The sequence below is a fragment of the Mesobacterium pallidum genome (genome assembly GCF_019966535.1).
GTDB classification, from domain to species: domain Bacteria; phylum Pseudomonadota; class Alphaproteobacteria; order Rhodobacterales; family Rhodobacteraceae; genus Mesobacterium; species Mesobacterium pallidum.
Map to the genome: position 1 here is coordinate 36,217 of NZ_JAIMID010000014.1, position 18,987 is coordinate 55,203.

An 18,987-nucleotide genomic window follows, 5' to 3' on the forward strand; every position below is an offset into this window, starting at 1 on the left:
TCGCTCGCCCGAACTTGCCGCGGGCGCCCGGCACCCGGCCGGGCCTTTCGCGGGGACCGACGCGCCCGGCACAGGCCTGTTGGGGGGCCGAACCGCCACCCCGCCGCGAAGGACGCCCGGGTCGACCATCGAGTCGCACAGCGGCATGCACGGCAGCGTCCCGGTCAGTCGGCGCAAAGGCCAGCAGCCTGTCGGGCGGCGGCGCCGCGCCCCCGGTGGACACCGATATCGCGGCAAGGCGATCTGGTCCGGCCACACCCTTTCCAGACGGTGAAAGGCGATTCGACAATGCGACATTGTTATAAGTGTACCTTGCGGCGCCGAGTGCTAGGTTACCTCTCACGCAAGGCCCGCGCCCAGCGCAGGCCGCACAGGTACGACCCGGAGAGATCCAGAAAGGGAAAGGTCAACCCCATGAAATTCCTAACCATTCTTCCCGCCGCTATCGTGGCCCTTGCCACCCCCGTGCTGGCCGAAAGCCACATGGGCGCCGGCGACCCCGCAGCAGGCGAAGACGTCTACAAGAAATGCCGCTCGTGCCACGCCGTGGTCTCGCCCGATGGCGAAACCATCCAGAAAGGCGGCAAGACCGGCCCGAATCTCTACGGCATCATCGGCAAGCCGATGGGCGCGGACCCCGATTTCCGCTACTCGGACCTGCTGGAAGCGGCGAACGAACAGGGCCTCGTCTGGGATGCCGCCTCGCTCGCGGCCTACGTGGTCGACCCGACCGCCTACCTGCAGGAAGTGACCGGAGAGAGCGGCCGCTCCAAGATGACGCTCAAGCTCAACAAGGGCGGCGAGGACGTGGCGGCCTACCTCGCGTCGGTCGCCGAGTAACCGCGACATCATGACCGCGCCGAAGACCCCTTTCGGCGCGGTCTTTTTTTGATCTGCGTCAAATCAGAACATTGCCGGGGTCCCGGTAACATTCTAGAACGGCGATCAATGGGGAGGTTCCGCGTCTGCGGCCGCCACCCGTCCGTCAACACCAGCAGGAGGCTTTCATGGCAGACGCAGCCATCCATGGCCACGAACACGAGGACAACCGGGGGTTCTTTACCCGTTGGTTCATGTCCACGAACCACAAGGACATCGGTGTCCTTTACCTGATCACCTCGGCCCTCGTCGGCCTTCTCTCGGTCGCGTTCACCGTCTACATGCGGCTCGAACTGATGAACCCGGGCGTGCAGTTCATGTGCCTCGAAGGCGCGCGGCTGTTCCCCTCGGCGGCCGAATGTACCCCGAACGGGCACCTGTGGAACGTGATGATCACGTATCACGGCGTGCTGATGATGTTCTTCGTGGTGATTCCGGCGCTCTTCGGCGGCTTCGGCAACTACTTCATGCCGCTGCAGATCGGCGCGCCGGACATGTCCTTCCCGCGCATGAACAACCTCAGCTACTGGCTCTACGTGGCCGGCACGCTGCTGGGTGTCGCCTCGCTGTTCGCCCCCGGCGGCAACGACCAGCTCGGATCGGGCGTGGGCTGGGTGCTTTACCCGCCGCTTTCCACCTCCGAAGGCGGCTTCTCCATGGATCTCGCGATCTTCGCGGTGCACGTCTCGGGCGCCTCGTCGATCCTGGGTGCGATCAACATCATCACCACATTCCTGAACATGCGTGCCCCCGGCATGACCCTGTTCAAGGTGCCGCTGTTTGCCTGGTCGATCTTCGTGACCGCCTGGCTGATCCTGCTGGCCCTGCCGGTGCTGGCCGGTGCCATCACCATGCTGCTTACCGACCGGAACTTCGGCACGACCTTCTTCCAGCCGTCCGGCGGTGGTGACCCGATCCTCTACCAGCACATCCTGTGGTTCTTCGGCCACCCCGAGGTCTACATCGTCGTGCTGCCCGGCTTCGGCCTGATCAGCCACGTCATCGCGACCTTCTCGAAGAAGCCCGTCTTCGGCTACCTGCCGATGGTCTGGGCGCTGATCGCCATCGGCGCCATCGGCTTCGTCGTCTGGGCGCACCACATGTACACCGTGGGCATGTCGCTGCAGCAGCAGAGCTACTTCATGCTGGCCACCATGGTCATCGCCGTTCCGACGGGCGTGAAGATCTTCAGCTGGATCGCGACGATGTGGGGCGGCTCGATCGAGTTCAAGACGCCGATGCTCTTTGCCTTCGGCTTCCTGTTCCTCTTCACCATCGGTGGCGTGACCGGGATCGTCCTTTCGCAAGCGGGCATCGACCGGGCCTACCATGACACCTACTACGTCGTGGCGCACTTCCACTACACCATGTCGATGGGCGCGGCCTTCACCATCTTTGCCGGCGTCTACTACTACATCGGCAAGATGTCGGGCCGTCAGTACCCGGAATTCTGGGGCAAGGTGCACTTCTGGCTGTTCTTCGTCGGCGTGAACCTGACGTTCTTCCCGCAGCACTTCCTGGGCCGCCAGGGCATGCCGCGCCGCTACATCGACTACCCGGAGGCCTTTGCCTACTGGAACAAGATCTCGTCGACCGGTGCGCTGCTGTCCTTTGCCTCGTTCCTGCTGTTCTTCGGGATCGTGATCTACACTGTGTTCCGCGGTGCGAAGGTGACCCAGAACAACTACTGGAACGAATACGCGGACACGCTGGAATGGACCCTGCCCAGCCCGCCGCCCGAGCACACGTTCGAAATCCTCCCCAAGCAGGAGGAATGGGACAAGGCGCATTCGCACTGATCCCCTTCGGATAGGACATGAAAGGCCCCGGCATCCCGTCGGGGCCTTTTTCGTTTCCCCGCCTTGTCCTGCGACGGCCCCTCCGGGTCGGCAAGGCGCGCGCCTGTCACGCGACTGCCCCCCCCTGGGACCGGCAGGGGCCGGCAACTGGTCGCATCGCCGCAAAGGTGCCATTGCGCTACATCTCTGCCATGCCCTACGAATGGACGCCCCTCTCTGACCGGCCGGGCCGACGTCTTTTGCTCTGGCCCTACCGCTCCCTGCCCCGCCGCGGCTTTGCCGCGACGATCCTGGGACTGTTCGTGCTGATCACCATCCCGCTTTACGGGGTCATCGGGACCATGTTGCTGTGGGGGCTGCTGCCCTTTGCCATGGCCGCCGTGGGCGCGCTGTGGTGGGGGCTCGAGAGGTCCTACAAGGACGCCGAGATCCTCGAGGAACTGATCCTGACGCCCGAGCTGGCGCAACTGACCCGGACCGAGCCCAGGGGCGACCGCAAGGAATGGGAATGCAACAGCTATTGGACGCAGGTTACGATGCATGCCCATGGCGGACCGGTGCCGCATTACGTGACGCTCAAGGGCTCGGGCCGCGAAGTCGAAATCGGCGCCTTCCTGTCCGAGCCCGAGCGCAAGGCGCTTTACGTCGAGCTGGACGATGCCCTTCGGGACGTGAACCGGCCGGTCGGTTGACCGCCGACGCTTTCGCCCCGTCCCGCTTGGCGCGTGCCGCAGGCACGGGCCGCGCCCGACCCTCCCCCCGGGAGGGCGCATGTGCAACGGCCCGCGTAGAAATGACGTGGTCGCGTTTCGCGAGGGTCCGCATCTTCCAAAGGTCACGACGCGCCCACACAGGGTCGGGCGTGCCCCTTACCACCTGGACCCTACGGCAGCTTGTCCTCATGACGGCGGGTCAGCAGGGCTGCCAGCCGCTCCGGCAGCGTGTCGTCGATGGGCTGGCCCACGTCGCCGAACAGGAACTCGTGCCGCAGGTAGTAGAGAAAATGATCCCGCAGCTCGGGGTCCGGCGTCCAGCCGGAAAGCCCCGACAGCACCTCGGCCAGTTCATCGGCATTGCCGGCAGTCTTGACCAGCCCCGGCACCACGTAGCAGGCCTGCCCCAGCAGCACCGTCGGCTTGCCCAGTGCCAGGCTCTCGATCCCCACGGTCGAGTTGATCGTCAGCACCCCGGCCGCCTCGCGGATCAACTCTCCGGTCGGGCGGCCGTTCTGGAACAGGATGCGCGGATGCTGCCGCACCTTGTCCCAGAGCGCGTTGCGCGTCATCGGGTGTTCCTTGACCACGAACACCTGCTCCGGCAGCCGCTCGACCATCTCGAGCAGGATGTCGTGGAAATGCGCCATCGAGCTCACCCAGGGCGAAAGCCGCGTGATCTGCATGTCGCTGTCCACCTGGAACGGCACGAAGACCGTCCCCTCGGGCAGGGCCACCGCGTCATGGATGTCGTGCTTGGCGTCACGCACGTTCAGCTCGGGCGGGGCGATCTCTCCGTCCGGCTGGAAGCGGCGGTAGAACTCGGCGTCGCGGGGAAGCGAATTCAAGGCGTTGATGCCGCGGTTGTCGATCTGCATCGTACCGCGGAAATAGCCGTTCTCGATCCAGAGGCAGCGGCCCTCGGGGGCCACGTGTTCCAGCACGGAATCGGGCACGTTGGTGCCGTTGTAGACGATGGCGACCGGGTTCTCGGTTGCCTCCCAGGTGTCGCGTATCAGCTCTTCGGCCAGCCGCGCATGATGCGCCTTGCGCCAGAGATAGACGTTGTGCAGCCAGCCGCCTTCGGCAAAGGCCCGTCCCATGCGCGCCATCTTGCGCGCCACGTTCGCCCGCGCCATGTCGTAGCAATGTTCCGGCGGGCGCCGCAGCATCAGCTTGAGATAGGCCAGCCGACCGTCGCGCGCGATCACGTGACGGCGCGCACGCGACATGCGCGCGTCGACCACCCGCAGGTGCCCGGCAAGCGAGGCCTGCAGGCTCTGGAAGCGCGAAGTGCGCAACATGACGTAGGTCGGAATCGACATCGTGCCTTCCCATTGCGGCAACTGTCCCCTGTCCGGGTCGCCCCCCGTCCCGGCTGGGTTGCGTCCTAGGGGCTGCGCTCGCGGGCTGCAAGTCACCTTTTGGCTTTCCCCCGCCGGGGTTGCGGACGTGTCGGGATTTCCTTGAGCAATCCGCCCACGCCCATGGCGGCGATGTCGGCCCCTGTCACCTCGATCCCGCAGGCGACGCGGGCCAGCACCCAGTCGGCGCCGTTCAGCGCGGGCGAGCGCGCGCAGCCCGGCAGGCCGATCACCGGGCGCTGGCCGAGGCAGCCGAGGAAGAGCAGGTTCCCGGGATCGACCGGCATGCCGAAGCGTTCCACGCGGCCGCCCGCCTGCCGCACCGCCTCTGGCGCGACATCGCCGGGGTCCGAGGTGGCCGAGCCGGTGAGGATCAGCGCCATGTCGGTGCTGACGCGTGCCAGCGCCTCGGCCAGCGGAGCGGTGTGGTGGGGAACGCATTCGACATGCGCCAGCGTCAGGCCCAGCGCCTCGATCCGGGCGGCGATCGCGTCTTCACCCTTGCGACCCGGCCCGCCCGGGATCTCGGTGATGATCAGGGTCGCGGTCTGGTAGACCGGCCGTTCCAGCCGGATCGCATCGCGGCCGATCTCGGAGGCGCGGACGACGTCCGCCTCGGGCACGCCGTAGGAGATGATCTTGATCGTCGCCGCCATGCCACGGGGACCCAGCTGCTGGTAATCGGGCACGGTCGCCAGCGTGATCAGCGGGTTGATCGCATTGAGCTGCGCCAGCCGGTCTGCATCCAGCCGCACCACCCCCGGCCCCTGCGCCAGGAGGTTCACCCGGCCGGTAAATGGCGCCTGACGGGTCAGGCCGGCGGCGCCTTCATCCGGGACCAGCGCCTTGGCGATGCGGGCGGCGGCGGTGTCCTCGTGGCAATCGTCCGCATCAAGCCGGGCGACGATCACCTCGTCGATACCGGCCTCGGTCAGCCTGGCGATCTCTTCCGGCCCCAGCCAAAGGCCCTTTTTCAGCTTGCGTCCCTCGATCTTGACCGAATGGGCGAGGATCGCGCCCTCAGCCAAAGTGACCGGGACGGGTCCGAATTTCATGCGCCTTTCCTCAGCACCTGCGTCGCCTCGGCCAGGATCGACACCGCGATCTCGGCCGGGCCCGCCGCCCCGATGTCGAGCCCAACAGGCCCGTGGATCAGTGCGATCTCCTCGGCGGTGAAGCCTCGCTGGGTCAGCCGCTCGACCCGCTTGGCATGGGTCCGGGTGGAGCCCAGCGCACCGATGTAGAAGACGCCGGCCCGCATCCCCGCCTCGAGCGCGGGATCGTCGAGCTTGGGGTCATGGGTCAGCAGCACCAGCGCCGTGCGGCTGTCGAGACCGACCTCCGCCACCGCCTCGTCCGGCCAGTCGTGCATGAGCCGCTCGCCGGGAAAGCGTTCGGGCGAGGCAAAGCTTTCGCGCGGATCGACGATCGTCAGATCGTAGCCGGCGATCCTGGCCATCGGGACCAGCGCCTGGGCGATATGGACGGCGCCGACGATGACCATGCGCAGCGGCGGGTTGTGAATGGCGACGAAGGTCTGGCCGTCCTCTTCGAAGCCCGAGCGGTCCATGCGGAAGCGCTGGACATGCCCCTCGGCGGTCAGGTCGCGCGCGCCGGTTTCGATGTTCACCTGGTAGGCGACGGGCTTGCGGGCGGCGCGCACCTCGACCAGCGCGGCCAGCATGTCTTCGGGCAACACGGCGCCCACGGGTTCCACCAGCACCCGGATCGTGCCGCCGCAGGCCAGCCCCACGGCAAAGGCGTCACCGTCGCTGACGCCGAAGGTCAGGAGGCGCTGTTCGCCCTCGTCCAGCGCCTCGATCGCCTCGACCACCACCGCACCTTCGACGCAGCCGCCCGAGACGGACCCCTCGATCATCCCCTCGCCCGAAACGACCAGCTGGCTGCCCACGCGACGCGGGGCGCTGCCCCAGGTCTCGACCACGGTGCAAAGCACGGCGCCCTTTCCGGCGCGGTGCCAGTCCAGCGCGATTTCGGGTGCTTGTTCGACTTGGCTCATGTTGCGGCCCTCCACTCAAGGCCAATGGATAGCACGTCGCGCGGCCGCGTCCATGGGACCATCGTGTGTTCGGACGCGCGAAGGCCCCCGGACCGCTGGGGTCCGGGGGCCATGCATTCGCGCGAGCTGCGGCTCAGCTGCCCTGCAGCAGCGGCGTGATGCGGCGCACGGCAGCGCGACGGTTGGCCAGTTCGCTGGCCTGGGTTTTGATCAGCAGGTCCGATTCGCCATAGCCCTGCACGACAAGGTTCTCGGGCGGCACGTCGAAATATTCCGTCAGGGCCAGCGCGAGCGATTCCGCGCGGCGGTCCGACAGGGCGAGGTTGTAGCTCGCGCGGCCCACGGCATCGGTATGGCCTTCGATCAGGAAGACCTCGCGCGGGTTGCGGGCGATGGCCTCGCGCATGGCCTGGCCCAGTTGGGTCAACTCTTCGGCCTCTTCCGCCCGGATCACGGCCGAGCCGGTGGCGAAGTTGATGTTGTCGAGCGCGATCACCGGCACCTGCTTGCGCACCAGATCCACCCGGCGGATCTGCGCCAGCGAAAAGCGGCGGTCGGTGGCGGCGGACTGCTGGTCAAGCAACGCGCGCAGCTCGTTCTCGGTCAGGCTGTTGTAGTCCATGCTGGCCTGGCGGGTCTCTTCAAGATCGTCGACCTCGACCGCGCCCGGGATCTGCGTGTCGTCGAACAGCACGACCTCGGTGCCGTCTGGCTGGATCGAGGTGCGGCGCAGCACCGTGCCGTCGGCGGCCCGCACGGTCACGATCCGCGTGCCGTCGGGACGGTTGACCGTCACGCGGCTCGAGCCGTCGCTGAAATCCTCGGTTGCGACCTCGTAGCCCGGCTGGCGCAGCAGGGCGTTGTCGTCCTTGAGCACGTAGTATTGGCCGTCCCGTTCCACCACGACACGGTCGCCGGAGTTCGACACGACCTCGGAGCCGTTGTCGAGGATCGTGCCAACGACCAGCGCGCCAAGGCCCGCCAGAGCGACCTTTTCGAAGTTCGACAGGCCATCGTCGTCGCCCCCGTCGCGCGCCTGCGCTTTGCCGGCGGCGGTGGTCGCGAATTCCTCGCTGGACGAGCGGGCGCTGTCCTCGGTCACGGTTTCGGTCACGACCTCGCCCGTGGCTTCGGCACCGGCTGCCGCGGCGGCGGCGGATTGCAGGCGGTCAACCTCTTGCTGCAGCGCCTCGATCTGGGCCTGGGCGTCCATCTCGGGCAGCTCGGGCTCGGCTTCGGCCTCTGCGGTGGTCTCGGCTTCAGCCTCGACCTCGGTGTCGGTGGCCGTCTCGGATTCGGCCGTCGTCTCGGTTTCGGCTTCGACCGGAGCCTCTGCAGTCGGCTCTGCCTCCATCTCGGTTTCGGCCGTCGTCTCGGTCTCGGCCTCGACCGGCGCCTCGGCGGTCGGCTCTGCCTCCATCTCGGTAGCGGCCTCCGCTTCGGTGGTCACCTCGGCTTCGACCTCTGCCTCGGTCTCCTCAACAGCCTCGGCGGTCTCCTCCACGGCCTCGGAGGTGGTTTCCTCGGCGGTCTCGACCGTCTCTTCGGTCACCTGCTCGGCCGTCTCGGTGGTCTCTTCGACTTGCTCGGCTGCCTCGGCGGTGGTCTCCTCCACCGTCTCTTCGACCGGCGCGGTCTCTGCTTCGGCCGTCGCCTCGGCCTCGACCTCTGCACCCTCGGCAGCAGCTTCCAGCTCGGCCTGCGCCTCGGGGCTCAGGGCCTCGTCCAGCGTGTTGCAGGCGTCGTTGGCGGTGGCCTCGAGGTTGTCCAGCGCGCCCTCAACGGCTTCGCCGACCGCGTCGGTGTTCGTCACTTCAAGACAGGGCTGGTCGGCCGCATCCTGCGCGATGCTGGGCAGCGGCACACTCGTGCCCAGCGCGATGGCCAGGATCGACGTGGATTTGAGCAGGTTGCGGATCATGTGGTGTCCTCCGAATTCGCACCCCGCGGGGCGCGAGGTCATTGGACAGACAACAGGGCTGGGGCCGGAAAGGTTCCTGCCAAGCGCGAGAAGCGCTCAGCGGCGGCCCTCCATCGCGGCCATCAGCCGGGCCTTTTCGCCGGTATCCTCGGGGCGGGAAATCGCGATGGCGAGGTCTTCGAGCGATTGCACGTTGTGGCCGGCGCGGAAGCTGTCCACGTGGGGCAGCATGGCGGCGATCCCGCGCGCCTTGGGGGCGAAACCTTCCCATCGCAGCAAGGGGTTGAGCCAGATCAGGTGTCGGGACGACAGGTGCAGCCGCTCGATCTCTTTCGCCAGCTGGTCGGGGTCATCCCGGTCGAGCCCGTCGGTGATCAGCAGCACCACGGCGCCCTGCCCCATGACCCGCCGCGACCAGTCGCGGTTGAAACTATGCAGGCACTCGCCGATCCGCGTGCCGCCCTCCCAATCCTGCGCCTCGGCGCCCGCGGATTTCAGCGCCGCGTCCACGTCGCGGGTGGCGAGGTGCCGGGTGATGTTGGTCAGCCGCGTGCCGAAGGTGAAGGCATGCACCTTGGCCCATCCCGCCCCCTTGTGGTTGGCCACGGCATGGAGAAAATGCAGCACCATCCGGCTGTATTGCGACATCGACCCGGAAATATCGCAAAGCACCACCAGGTTCGGCCAGCGGTGCCGCGGCGACTTGAGCGCCATGGTCTGCATCTCGCCGCCCTGCCGCATCGCGCTGCGCATGGTGCGCCGCCAGTCGGGGCGCTTGCCGGTAAGGCTGGCCTTGGTGCGGCGCGAGGGGATGGGTTTGACGGGCAGCGTCATGCGGGCCAGCATGCGCTTGGCCTCGGCGATCTCGGAGGTGGACATCTGTTCGAAATCCAGCGTGCGCAGCTTTTCCTCCGACGACATGGTGAGCGAGGCGTCGATCTCGATCTGGGTCTCGTCGCCCGATTGCTCGGGCATCTCGGGGGCGTCCCCTTCGACCCCGTCCAGAAGCGCCTCGGCCGCGCGTTTCTCGGCCGCTTGGGCGATGCGTTCCTCCTGCACGCCGCGCACGGCGGGCAGCATCATGGCCATCATGTGCTCCATGTAGCGCGGATCGCGCCAGTAGAGGCGGAAGACCTGGGCAAAGACGCGGCGATGCTCGGGGCGGTTCACGAAACAGGCGTGGAGCGTCCAGTAAAAATCGGTCTTCGAGGTGAAGCCCGCCGCCTCGACCGCGCGGACGGCGTCGATCACGCGGCCCGGTCCGATGGGCAGGCCGGCCTTGCGCAGCGCCCGGGCGAACCAGGTGATGTTGTGTGTGAGGCGCGGGTTTTCCGGCAGCTCGAGGGGGAGGTATTCAGGCATGGGTTCGCGCGCGTGGCTGGCCGGTGGGGGGGCTGTCTGCCCCCCCACACCCCCCCGAGAGTTTAGGGGCAAGATGAAGGGCGGATCGGTGCATCTGCTCAGGCCGTCTCGAGAGACGCCTGGACCTCGTCGAGGATCCGTTTCGCCTCGGAGCCCTGGATGCGCTGGATGTCGTCCTGGTATTTCAGGATCGCGCCCAGCGTGTCGGCGATGACCTGCGGGCTCAGCTCGATCACGTCGAGGGCCAGCAGGCATTTCGCCCAGTCGATGGTTTCCGCGACGCCGGGTTTCTTGAAGAGGTCTTCCGTGCGCAGGTGCTGGACGAAGGCGACGACTTCGCGGCTGAGCCGGTCCGCCGCCTCGGGGGCGCGGGCGTGCAGGATCTCGATCTCGCGGGCGAAATCGGGGTAGTCGACCCAGTGGTAGAGGCAGCGGCGCTTGAGCGCATCGTGCACTTCGCGCGTGCGGTTCGAGGTCAGGATCACGATGGGCGGCTCGGGCGCCTTGATCGTGCCCAGCTCGGGGATGGTGACCTGGAAATCCGACAGCGCCTCGAGCAGGAAGGCCTCGAAGGGCTCGTCGGTGCGGTCCAACTCGTCGATCAGCAGGACGGGCGCGCCGTTCTCGTCGGGTCGCATGGCCTGCAAGAGCGGGCGCTCGACCAGGAAATCGGGGCCGAAAAGCTCGCGGTTCAGGATGTCGCGGTCGGCATTGCCCTGCGCCTCGGCCGTGCGGATGGCGATCATCTGGGCCGGAAAGTTCCATTCGTAGACTGCCGAAGAGGCATCGAGCCCCTCGTAGCATTGCAGCCGGATCAGGCGCCGGCCCAGCGCGGCGGCGATGGCCTTGGCGATCTCGGTCTTGCCGACGCCGGCCTCGCCCTCGAGGAACAGCGGACGGCCCAGCCGCAGCGACAGGAAGACCACCGTGGCCAGCGCGCGCCCGCAGACGTAGTTCTGCTCGGCCAGCATCTGCTGCACGGCGTCGATGGATGTTGCCTTGGTCATGGTGCCTCCCTTGCCTCGCGTCAGGGTGCATCTTGGCCCCGCGCGGTCAATGCGACCAAAGCGCAATGGCCGGGTCGCATGTTGACGGGATTCCGCCGCTCTGCAATGATTTGATTAAATAAACGATGGTACGGGACAAACCCGTGACCGGAACGGACGGGCAGATCGACACCATGCAAGCGGGGCGAGGGACGCAGCCGAAGGGGCGGACATGCGCGTGACGGCGGTGACCTGCGTCAAGAACGAAGGGCCCTTCCTGCTGGAATGGATCGCCTTTCACCGGCTGATCGGGGTCACCGACTTCCTGTTCTATACCAACGATTGCTCGGACGCGACCGACCGGCTGCTGGATGCGCTGGCGGCGCGCGGCGGGGTGGTGCACCTGCCGAACCCCGCCAAGGGCCGCAATTACCAGATGGAGGCGCTGAAGGATTGCGCCCATCGCGACGTGGTGCGGGACGCCGACTGGGTCTGGATCGCCGACGTCGACGAGTTCCTGGACATCCACGCCGGCGATCACACCATCCCCGCGCTGATCGAGGCCTGCGGCGACCCGCAGGCGATTTCGGTCATGTTCCAGTTCATGGCAAATGCCGGGGTGGAGGCGTTCGAGGACCGGCCCGTCATTGCGCAATTCACCAAGACCCATAACCCCGACATCTGGTGCGGCGAGACGGCGATCGAGGTCAAGACCTTGGTACGGCGGGATTTTCCGCTGCAATATTACGGCGCGCACCGGCCGTTCTTTCCCAAGAAGACGCCGGGGCGCAAGCGGCCGCGCTGGACCGATGCCTCGGGCCGGCCGGTGCCGCACAAGTTCCTGGTGGCCGCCAACAAGCGGCGTATTCGCAAGTTCCCGGCCGAGGGGGCGCGGGATTTCGCGACCCTCAACCACTATGCCCTGCGGTCGATGGACAGCTACCTGGTCAAGACCGACCGAGGCGACGTGAACCGCGAAAACCGCGCCTTCGACGACACCTATTGGCGCGAGCGGAACGACCCGGCCTGGGAGGAGCCGTCGATCCTGCGGATGCTGCCGGGCCTCGAGGCCGCGCTGGCCGAGCTCAAGGCCGACCCCGAGATCGCCGCGCTGCACAACGAGGCCGTGGCGCTTCACCGCGCGCGGATCGCCGCGTTGAACGCCCGGCCGGACTTGGCCGCGATGCGCGAGGCGTTGCGCAAGGCGCCTGCCCTGCCGCCGGATGAGTATGACCTGCTGCGCGACCTGGGGGAGATGCAGTGAGCGATCTGCGCGTCATCAACCTTGGCCTGCCCAAGACCGGCACCACGACGCTGGCCACGGCGCTGCGCCGGGCCGGGCTGAAGACGGCCGAGCACAAGATATTCGCCGCCCAGACCAGCCGCGAGGAAATCCACGGTGCCCTCGTTGCGCAGTTGATGTACCTGGGGCTTTTCAACGAAGGCGACCCGCTGCACTGGATGCCGGAATTCGCCGGCTTCGCCGAGATCAGCGTGGCGCGCAACGACGGCTCGATCTGGCCGCAGATGGACTGGGCGATCATATCCGCAATCGGCGACAGGCACCCCAGCGCGCGGTTCGTCGCGACACGGCGGCCAACGCCCGAGGTCGTCGCCTCGATGAACAACTGGTACGGGCTGGGGTCCAAGCGCCTGCCCAACCTCGACGTGCCCGGCCTGCCGCGCGGCTTCGGCAGCGATGACGCGCACAAGGCGCGTTGGATCGACGGGCATTATGCCTTCCTCGCGCGCGTCTTCGCCGGCGACGACCGCTATCTCGAGCTGGACGTGGCAGCCGAGGACGCGGCCCAGCGCCTCGCCGCCCATATCGGCCGCGACGTGCCCTGGTGGGGCCGCCGGAACGTCAATCACCACGCGGACGAGGCGTGATGCGGATCGTGTTGCACATCGGGCTCGACCAATGGGCCACAACGCGGGTGCAAAAGGTGCTGGACGCCAAGCGCCAGCAGCTTCTGACCCGCGGCGTGCTGTTCGCGCGCAGCCCCGGCGGGTCGAACCACACGCGGCTTTTCATGGCCGTGACGGACCCCGATCACATCGACACCCTGCGCCTCAACCGCGGCTACGCCTCGGCGGCCAAACAGGCGGACCTGCGGGGCGAGGTGGCGATGGCGCTGGCGGCGGAGGTCGAGGCGACGCGGCCGGAGGTGCTGATCCTCTCGGCCTACCAGCTGGGCACGGGGCTTATCACCCGGTCCGAGATCGAGCGCCTGCGGACCCTGCTGCTGCCGCTCTCGGACGACATAAGCCTTGTCGCCCATGTGGACGAACAGGCGCGGATGCTGGTGCGCCACTACGCCGAACAGGTGACCGAGGGGCGCGCCGCCTCGCTGAAATCCGAACTCAGCCTCGCCGGTTCGGCGGATTGGTGGGAGGCGGCGCTGGACGCCCGCCAGCCGGACGACCCGGCCTCGGGCTATTATTCCGAGGTGCAGGCGCCGCCCTTCTGGCTGGACCTCAACGGCTTGCAAACGCGCTGGGAAGAGGTCTTCGGCCCCGGCTCGCTGACCTTCCGGGGCATCGACATCGAACACTTCGCGGGCCGCAGCGTGACCGAAGAGATCACCGATGGCTTCGCGCTTGACGCCCATATCGGCCGGGCCGAGCCGGGCGAGCTGCCCAGCCGCCCCTCGGCCGCGACGCTGACGCGCGGCCGGCAGATGAACGCGCTGATCCTCAAGTTCCTGGCCAAGCGGACGCGGGTCCTGCCTCGGCAGCTGTGGCGCAAGATCGTCACGTCGCTCGCCATCGACGGCGCGCCTTTGCAGGCGGGCACGCTCTCTGCCCTGTCGGAGGGCTTTGCCGAGGACAACGCCGCGCTGATCGAGGCCCATCCCGGCCTCTCGGCCGCCCTGACGCCAGACGCCCCGCTGGAGCCCTGGGTCGAGGCGCCGCCCGAACGCGGCTTTCGCGCCTCGCAATACCTGCTGGCCAACCTCTACCGCATCGACCAGGCGACGCGCGAGGTGGTCGAAGCCGCCCGCGCCCGCCAGCAGGCCAAGACCGAGGCGGGCACGCCCACCGGCCTCACGCCCGATGCCGAACGGCTGATGCCGCCGCTCGCCAAGGAGAAGTTCAAGGGCCTCGTCGGCACGCCCTTTGCCCCGCACAACCGCGTCGGCCGCGTGAACGAGGAGGAACTGGCCGCCCCCTACGCCCCCGCCCCCCCGCGCGATCGGCCCAAGGGCTCCAGCGGCAACGTGATCGTCGGCTGCATGAAGAACGAGGCGCCCTATATCGTCGAATGGGTCGCCTATCACCGCGCCATGGGCTTCGACAACTTCCTGATCTACACCAACGACTGCACCGACGGCACGGACGAGACCCTTGATCGTTTGCAGGACCTTGGCGTGCTGCAACACCGGCTGAACAACGACTGGAAGGGCAATTCCCCGCAGCAACACGCGCTGAACCGATCGCTGAGCGAGCCGGTGATCGTCAATGCCGACTGGATCGCCCATGTGGACGTGGACGAATTCGTCAACGTGCGCTGTGGCAACGGCACGCTCGACGATTTCTTTGACCGTGTGCCCGATGCGACCAACGTGGCGATGACATGGCGGTTGTTCGGGCATAGCGGCGTGACCCGGCTGGACGACCGGTTCGTGATCGAGCAATTCGACCGCTGCGCCCCGAAATTCTGCCCCAAGCCGCACACGGTCTGGGGCTTCAAGACAATGTTCAAGAACATCGGCGCCTATTCCAAGATCTCGTGCCACCGACCGAACAAGCTGGATCCGGCCTTCGAGACCCAGGTGAAATGGGTCAACGGATCGGGCCAGGACATGACGTCCGAGGCGGCCAAGAACGGCTGGCGCAACTCGGTCAAGTCCATCGGCTACGACCTCATCCAGCTGAACCACTACGCGCTACGCTCGGCCGAGTCTTTCCTGATCAAGCGCCAGCGCGGACGCGCGCTGCACGTCGACCGCTCGATCGGGCTGAACTACTGGATCCGCATGGATTGGGGCGATTTTCGCGACATCACCATCCAGCGCAACCTGCCGCGGCTGCGGGCCGAGTACGACCGGCTGATGGCGGATGACGTGCTGTGGGGATGGCATGAAAAGGGCCTCGAATGGCACCGCGCCAAGGCCGCAGAGCTGCACGCCAACCCCGAGTTCGAAGAGCTCTATACCCAGGCGCTCGACATGAAGCTGACCGAGACGGAGCGCGTGGCCTATGCCCTCGCGCTCGACCTCGAAAGCTGAGCGATGGCGCCCTTCGCCCCCCCACAGGTCACCGCGATCCTGACGGTCCGGAACGAAGGCGCCTTCCTGCTCGACTGGCTGGCCCATCACCGGGCGGCGGGCATCGGGCATTTCGTCGTGTTTTCAAATGATTGCCAGGACGGGACGGATGCGCTGCTCGATCGGCTGGCGGCGCTTGGCTGGGTCGAGCATCACCGCAACGATCCGCCTTATGACAAGGGCGGCATCCAGTTCACCGCGCTGAAACGGGCGGCCAAGCTGACATCGGTGCGGCAAGCCGACTGGCTGCTGCCGCTGGACGTGGACGAATTCGTCAACGTCCACACCGGCGACCGGACGGTGCAGGCGCTGATCTCGGCCCTGCCGCAGGCGACCGCGATCACGCTGACCTGGCGGCTGTTCGGCAATGCGGGCATCGAGCATTTCGTAGACGCGCCGGTGCCTGAGCAATTCACCCGGGCCGCGCCGGAAATCCTGTTCTGGCCCTGGCGCGCGGCGATGTTCAAGACGCTCTACCGCAACGACCGCACCTACAAGCTGCCGGGTGTCCATCGCCCCCGCCAGCCGGACAAGGCCCGCATCGACGCGGCGCGCTGGTTCGATTGCGAGGGGCGCGAACTGGGACCGGAGTTCCGCACCAAGCGGCTCTTTTCCAACTTCGGCCAGAAACTCTACGGCTTGGCGCAGCTGAACCACTACCCCCTCGGCGCGATGGAAAGCTACGTGCTGAAATCCGACCGGGGCCGCGCCGTCCATGCCGAGGACAAGCTGGGCCTCGATTATTGGGTCGAGCGGAATTTCTGCACGGTCAAGGACCAATCCATCGCCCCCCTCACCGCCCGTGCTGCGCCGATCCGGGCCGAGCTGGCCGCCGACCCGCAGCTGGCGCCACTGCACGAGCAGGCCGTCCAGTGGCGCCACGACAGGTTCGAAGCCCTCATGCGCGAAGAGCCGAACCGCGCCCTCATGGGCCGCCTGCTGCTGACCCCTCCGACCCGCCCCCTGCCGCCCGAGGCGGCGCGCCGGCTTTTCGCCCATGCCCGGCGCGGCCCCGGCGCCTAGCGGCAAGCTGCCGACTGTCCGGAAATCCGCTACAATTAATCGCAATTTTGCCCCATTGGTCCCCTATACCCGGGTTCCAAAGAAGAATTGGTTGGCCGGAGCCCTATATGATCGGCCGTGAGGACGAGTTGGACATGCAGGATTCGCAAAAGACCGAGGCGTCGCCCCTTGTCGGGCTCTCCAAGACCGACTGGCTGCGGTCCGTGGGCGAGATTGCCGATGCCCAGGGCTACTTGCAACCGCTCGGACCACGCCACAACGCCGTCTTCATCGAGGATGGCGAGACGATGCTGGTCACCTTCGAGACGATCCAGGGCATCCAGGCCCTGTCCGAGGACGCGCAGCCGCTGGGCTGGACGCTGGTCCGACGCCTCGGCTGGTCGCATATCTGCATCCTGTCGGACGGCGACACCTGGTATCGCGACGCGCAGGTCTATGCCTATTTCGACCTGCTGACCGACGAAGGGTTCTTTGACGAATTCGACCAGGTGATCTTTTACGGCGCGGGGCCGGGCGGTTACGCCGCCGCCGCCTATTCCGTCGCAGCCCCGGGCGCGACCGTGATCGCGGTGCAGCCGCAGGCGACGCTGGACCCACGGGTGACCGAATGGGACGACCGGTTCATCGAGATGCGGCGCACCGATTTCACCGACCGCTATGGCTATGCGCCCGACATGCTGGACGCGGCGATGCAAGCCCATGTACTTTATGACCCGCGCGAGGATCTCGACGCGATGCATGCGGCGCTGTTCACCCGTCCCAACGTGCGCAAGCACCGAATGCCGGGCATGGGCGACGCGCTGCAATCCGAGCTGATGGAGATGCAGATCCTCAACAAGGTGATCGCGCGGGCGGCAGACGGCAAGCTGGACACGCTCGATTTTGCCAAGCTCTACCGCGCGCGGCGCAACCACGGCCCCTACCTGCGCCGCCTGCTGAACGCCACCGACGCGGCCGAGCGGCTGGAGCTGAGCCGCATGATCTGCGCCAACGTCGTGGCCCGCGTCCACGCGCCCAAGTTCAAGCGCCGACTGCGCCAGATCGAGGCGCAGTTGAACGGCGAAGAGGTCGAGTAGCGCTCAGTCCATCCGCTCCAGCAGCGCCTGCCGGATCTCGCGGTGAAAGGCGCCCAGCAGCCCGCCCAGCAGCAGCGTCACCGGCTGCGCCCCGTCGCCCAGCAGGTCCAGCAGCACCGCAGCGCCCAGCAGCGCCGCGCCGAAGGCCGCGACCCGGCGCCCGCCCGCATCCGGCATCAGCCGGTCGGGCAGCAGCCCATGCAGAAATCGCGTGACATGGGGGATCAGCCGGTCGGACAGCCCGCCGGCAAGGGCGGCGATGATCAGCGTGGCGAACATATCATGCTCCGTATTTGCCCTGACATCCGACCCACTGGCCTTCTAGGCCCCGCGGGCCCCGGGGCGCAAGCCCTGACGCGTCGCCCCTTCCCCTGCGCCCGGCGACGGAGTAGGACGAAGCCATGACCCAGACCCTGACCCTTCGGCGCCCCGACGACTGGCACCTGCACCTGCGCGATGGCGAGGTGCTGGCCGGCGTGCTGCCCGACACCACCCGCCATTTCGCCCGCGCCATCGTCATGCCGAACCTCGTGCCACCCGTCGTGACCGGCGCGCAGGCCGCGGCCTATCGCGACCGCATCCTCGCCGCGATGCCCGAAGGCGCGGATTTCACCCCGCTGATGACGCTCTACCTGACGCAGGACACAGACCCCGCCGATGTCGCCGCCGCGCACGAGGCCGGGATCATCAAGGCAGTCAAGCTCTACCCCGCCGGGGCCACCACGAACTCCGCTTCGGGCGTCACCGATTTCGACGCCGTGCGCCCGGTGCTCGAGACGATGGCCGAGCGCGGGTTGCCGCTGTGCGTGCACGGGGAAGTCACCGACCCCGCCATCGACATCTTTGACCGCGAGGCGGTGTTCATCGACCGCGTGCTCGACCCCGTGCGCCGCGCCACGCCGGGGCTCAAGGTGGTGATGGAGCATATCACCACCGCCGACGCCGCAGCCTACGTGCGCGAGGCCGACGGCGAGATCGGCGCGACGATCACCGTGCAGCACCTGATGCTGGACCGGAACGCCATGCTGGTCGGCGGCATCCGGCCGCATTACTACTGCCTGCCGATCCTGAAACGCGGCACCCACCGCGAGGCGCTGGTCGCGGCCGCGCTCTCGGGCAATCCGCGCTACTTCCTCGGCACCGACTCGGCACCGCATGTCACCGCGACCAAGGAAACCGCCTGCGGCTGCGCCGGCTGCTACACCGCGCCGATCGCGCTGGCCTGCCTGGCGCAGCTGTTCGAGGACGAAGGGGATCTGGGCAAACTCGACGATTTCGCGGGCCGCTTCGGGCCGGAATTCTACGGGCTGCCGCTGAACGACGGCACCGTGACCCTGACCCGCTCGGACGCGCCGGTGGACCTGCCGAAAGCGACCGAGACGGGCGCCGGGCCGATCACCGTCTTCGACCCGGGCCGGCGGATTCATTGGTCCGTGACCGGCTGACGCCACATATTTCGCTGCACTGCAGCGTCAACGCCCTGCCCGACCGGGTCGCATTTCGCGCTCCGGTAGGTGCCTGATTGCCCAAAACTTGGGCGTTGCCCTATTTTCGGGCTTCACCGCGCGATCCT

The 18,987-nt window shown here is 67.4% G+C and carries 16 protein-coding genes; 9 read left to right on the forward strand and 7 right to left on the reverse strand.

The window, feature by feature from the left end:
- The first annotated feature begins 414 nt into the window (after window positions 1-414).
- The 3 genes from MF270_RS18800 (at window position 415) to MF270_RS18810 (ending at window position 3,370) form a co-directional block, all read left to right on the forward strand.
- The gene (locus tag MF270_RS18800) at window positions 415-840 is read left to right on the forward strand and encodes a c-type cytochrome (protein ID WP_238367319.1); all 426 of its coding nucleotides are present in this window, start codon (window positions 415-417) and stop codon (window positions 838-840) included.
- Between the two features lie 167 nt (window positions 841-1,007).
- Window positions 1,008-2,678: a cytochrome c oxidase subunit I gene (locus MF270_RS18805; protein WP_238367320.1), complete on the forward strand. Its 1,671-nt coding sequence runs from the start codon at window positions 1,008-1,010 to the stop codon at window positions 2,676-2,678.
- Between the two features lie 191 nt (window positions 2,679-2,869).
- Window positions 2,870-3,370, forward strand: a complete 501-nt coding sequence (locus MF270_RS18810; RefSeq protein ID WP_238367321.1) for a DUF2244 domain-containing protein — start codon at window positions 2,870-2,872, stop codon at window positions 3,368-3,370.
- A 191-nt stretch (window positions 3,371-3,561) separates the two neighbouring features.
- Here MF270_RS18810 and MF270_RS18815 read toward each other — a convergent pair whose 3' ends face one another.
- The 6 genes from MF270_RS18815 to MF270_RS18840 form a co-directional block, all read right to left on the reverse strand.
- Entirely contained in the window at window positions 3,562-4,716 is a 1,155-nt protein-coding gene (locus MF270_RS18815) for a capsular polysaccharide export protein, LipB/KpsS family (protein WP_238367322.1), read from the reverse strand.
- 92 nt (window positions 4,717-4,808) lie between these two features.
- Window positions 4,809-5,810, reverse strand: coding sequence for a molybdopterin-binding protein (locus tag MF270_RS18820; protein WP_238367323.1), 1,002 nt, complete (start codon window positions 5,808-5,810; stop codon window positions 4,809-4,811).
- A complete protein-coding gene (locus tag MF270_RS18825; protein ID WP_238367324.1) occupies window positions 5,807-6,775 on the reverse strand; it encodes an XdhC family protein in 969 nt (322 codons plus the stop codon). The genes MF270_RS18820 and MF270_RS18825 overlap by 4 nt, the downstream gene beginning before the upstream one ends.
- A 133-nt stretch (window positions 6,776-6,908) precedes the next feature.
- Window positions 6,909-8,696, reverse strand: a complete 1,788-nt coding sequence (locus MF270_RS18830; RefSeq protein WP_238367325.1) for an OmpA family protein — start codon at window positions 8,694-8,696, stop codon at window positions 6,909-6,911.
- Between the two features lie 96 nt (window positions 8,697-8,792).
- Window positions 8,793-10,058, reverse strand: a complete 1,266-nt coding sequence (locus MF270_RS18835; RefSeq protein ID WP_238367326.1) for a vWA domain-containing protein — start codon at window positions 10,056-10,058, stop codon at window positions 8,793-8,795.
- 98 nt (window positions 10,059-10,156) lie between these two features.
- Window positions 10,157-11,065, reverse strand: coding sequence for an AAA family ATPase (locus MF270_RS18840; RefSeq protein ID WP_238367327.1), 909 nt, complete (start codon window positions 11,063-11,065; stop codon window positions 10,157-10,159).
- 211 nt (window positions 11,066-11,276) lie between these two features.
- On the opposite strand from MF270_RS18840, the gene MF270_RS18845 reads away from it, so the two are divergent.
- The 5 genes from MF270_RS18845 (at window position 11,277) to MF270_RS18865 (ending at window position 17,414) form a co-directional block, all read left to right on the forward strand.
- On the forward strand, window positions 11,277-12,308 hold the full coding sequence (locus tag MF270_RS18845) for a glycosyltransferase family 2 protein (protein ID WP_238367328.1): 1,032 nt from the start codon (window positions 11,277-11,279) through the stop codon (window positions 12,306-12,308).
- The gene (locus tag MF270_RS18850) at window positions 12,305-12,934 is read left to right on the forward strand and encodes a sulfotransferase (protein WP_238367329.1); all 630 of its coding nucleotides are present in this window, start codon (window positions 12,305-12,307) and stop codon (window positions 12,932-12,934) included. Before MF270_RS18845 ends, MF270_RS18850 begins: the two co-directional genes overlap by 4 nt.
- A complete protein-coding gene (locus MF270_RS18855; protein WP_238367330.1) occupies window positions 12,934-15,276 on the forward strand; it encodes a glycosyltransferase family 2 protein in 2,343 nt (780 codons plus the stop codon). The genes MF270_RS18850 and MF270_RS18855 overlap by 1 nt, the downstream gene beginning before the upstream one ends.
- 3 nt (window positions 15,277-15,279) lie before the next feature.
- Window positions 15,280-16,338, forward strand: coding sequence for a glycosyltransferase family 2 protein (locus MF270_RS18860; protein ID WP_238367331.1), 1,059 nt, complete (start codon window positions 15,280-15,282; stop codon window positions 16,336-16,338).
- 107 nt (window positions 16,339-16,445) lie between these two features.
- The gene (locus MF270_RS18865; protein ID WP_238367332.1) at window positions 16,446-17,414 is read left to right on the forward strand and encodes a phosphoadenosine phosphosulfate reductase; all 969 of its coding nucleotides are present in this window, start codon (window positions 16,446-16,448) and stop codon (window positions 17,412-17,414) included.
- A gap of 3 nt (window positions 17,415-17,417) precedes the next feature.
- Here the strand turns inward: MF270_RS18865 and MF270_RS18870 are convergent, their stop codons facing one another.
- A complete protein-coding gene (locus MF270_RS18870) occupies window positions 17,418-17,693 on the reverse strand; it encodes a hypothetical protein (RefSeq protein WP_238367333.1) in 276 nt (91 codons plus the stop codon).
- A 122-nt stretch (window positions 17,694-17,815) separates the two neighbouring features.
- Here MF270_RS18870 and pyrC point away from each other — a divergent pair, with 122 nt between their 5' ends.
- A complete protein-coding gene (gene pyrC / locus MF270_RS18875) occupies window positions 17,816-18,859 on the forward strand; it encodes a dihydroorotase (protein WP_238367334.1) in 1,044 nt (347 codons plus the stop codon).
- Window positions 18,860-18,987 lie beyond the last annotated feature (128 nt).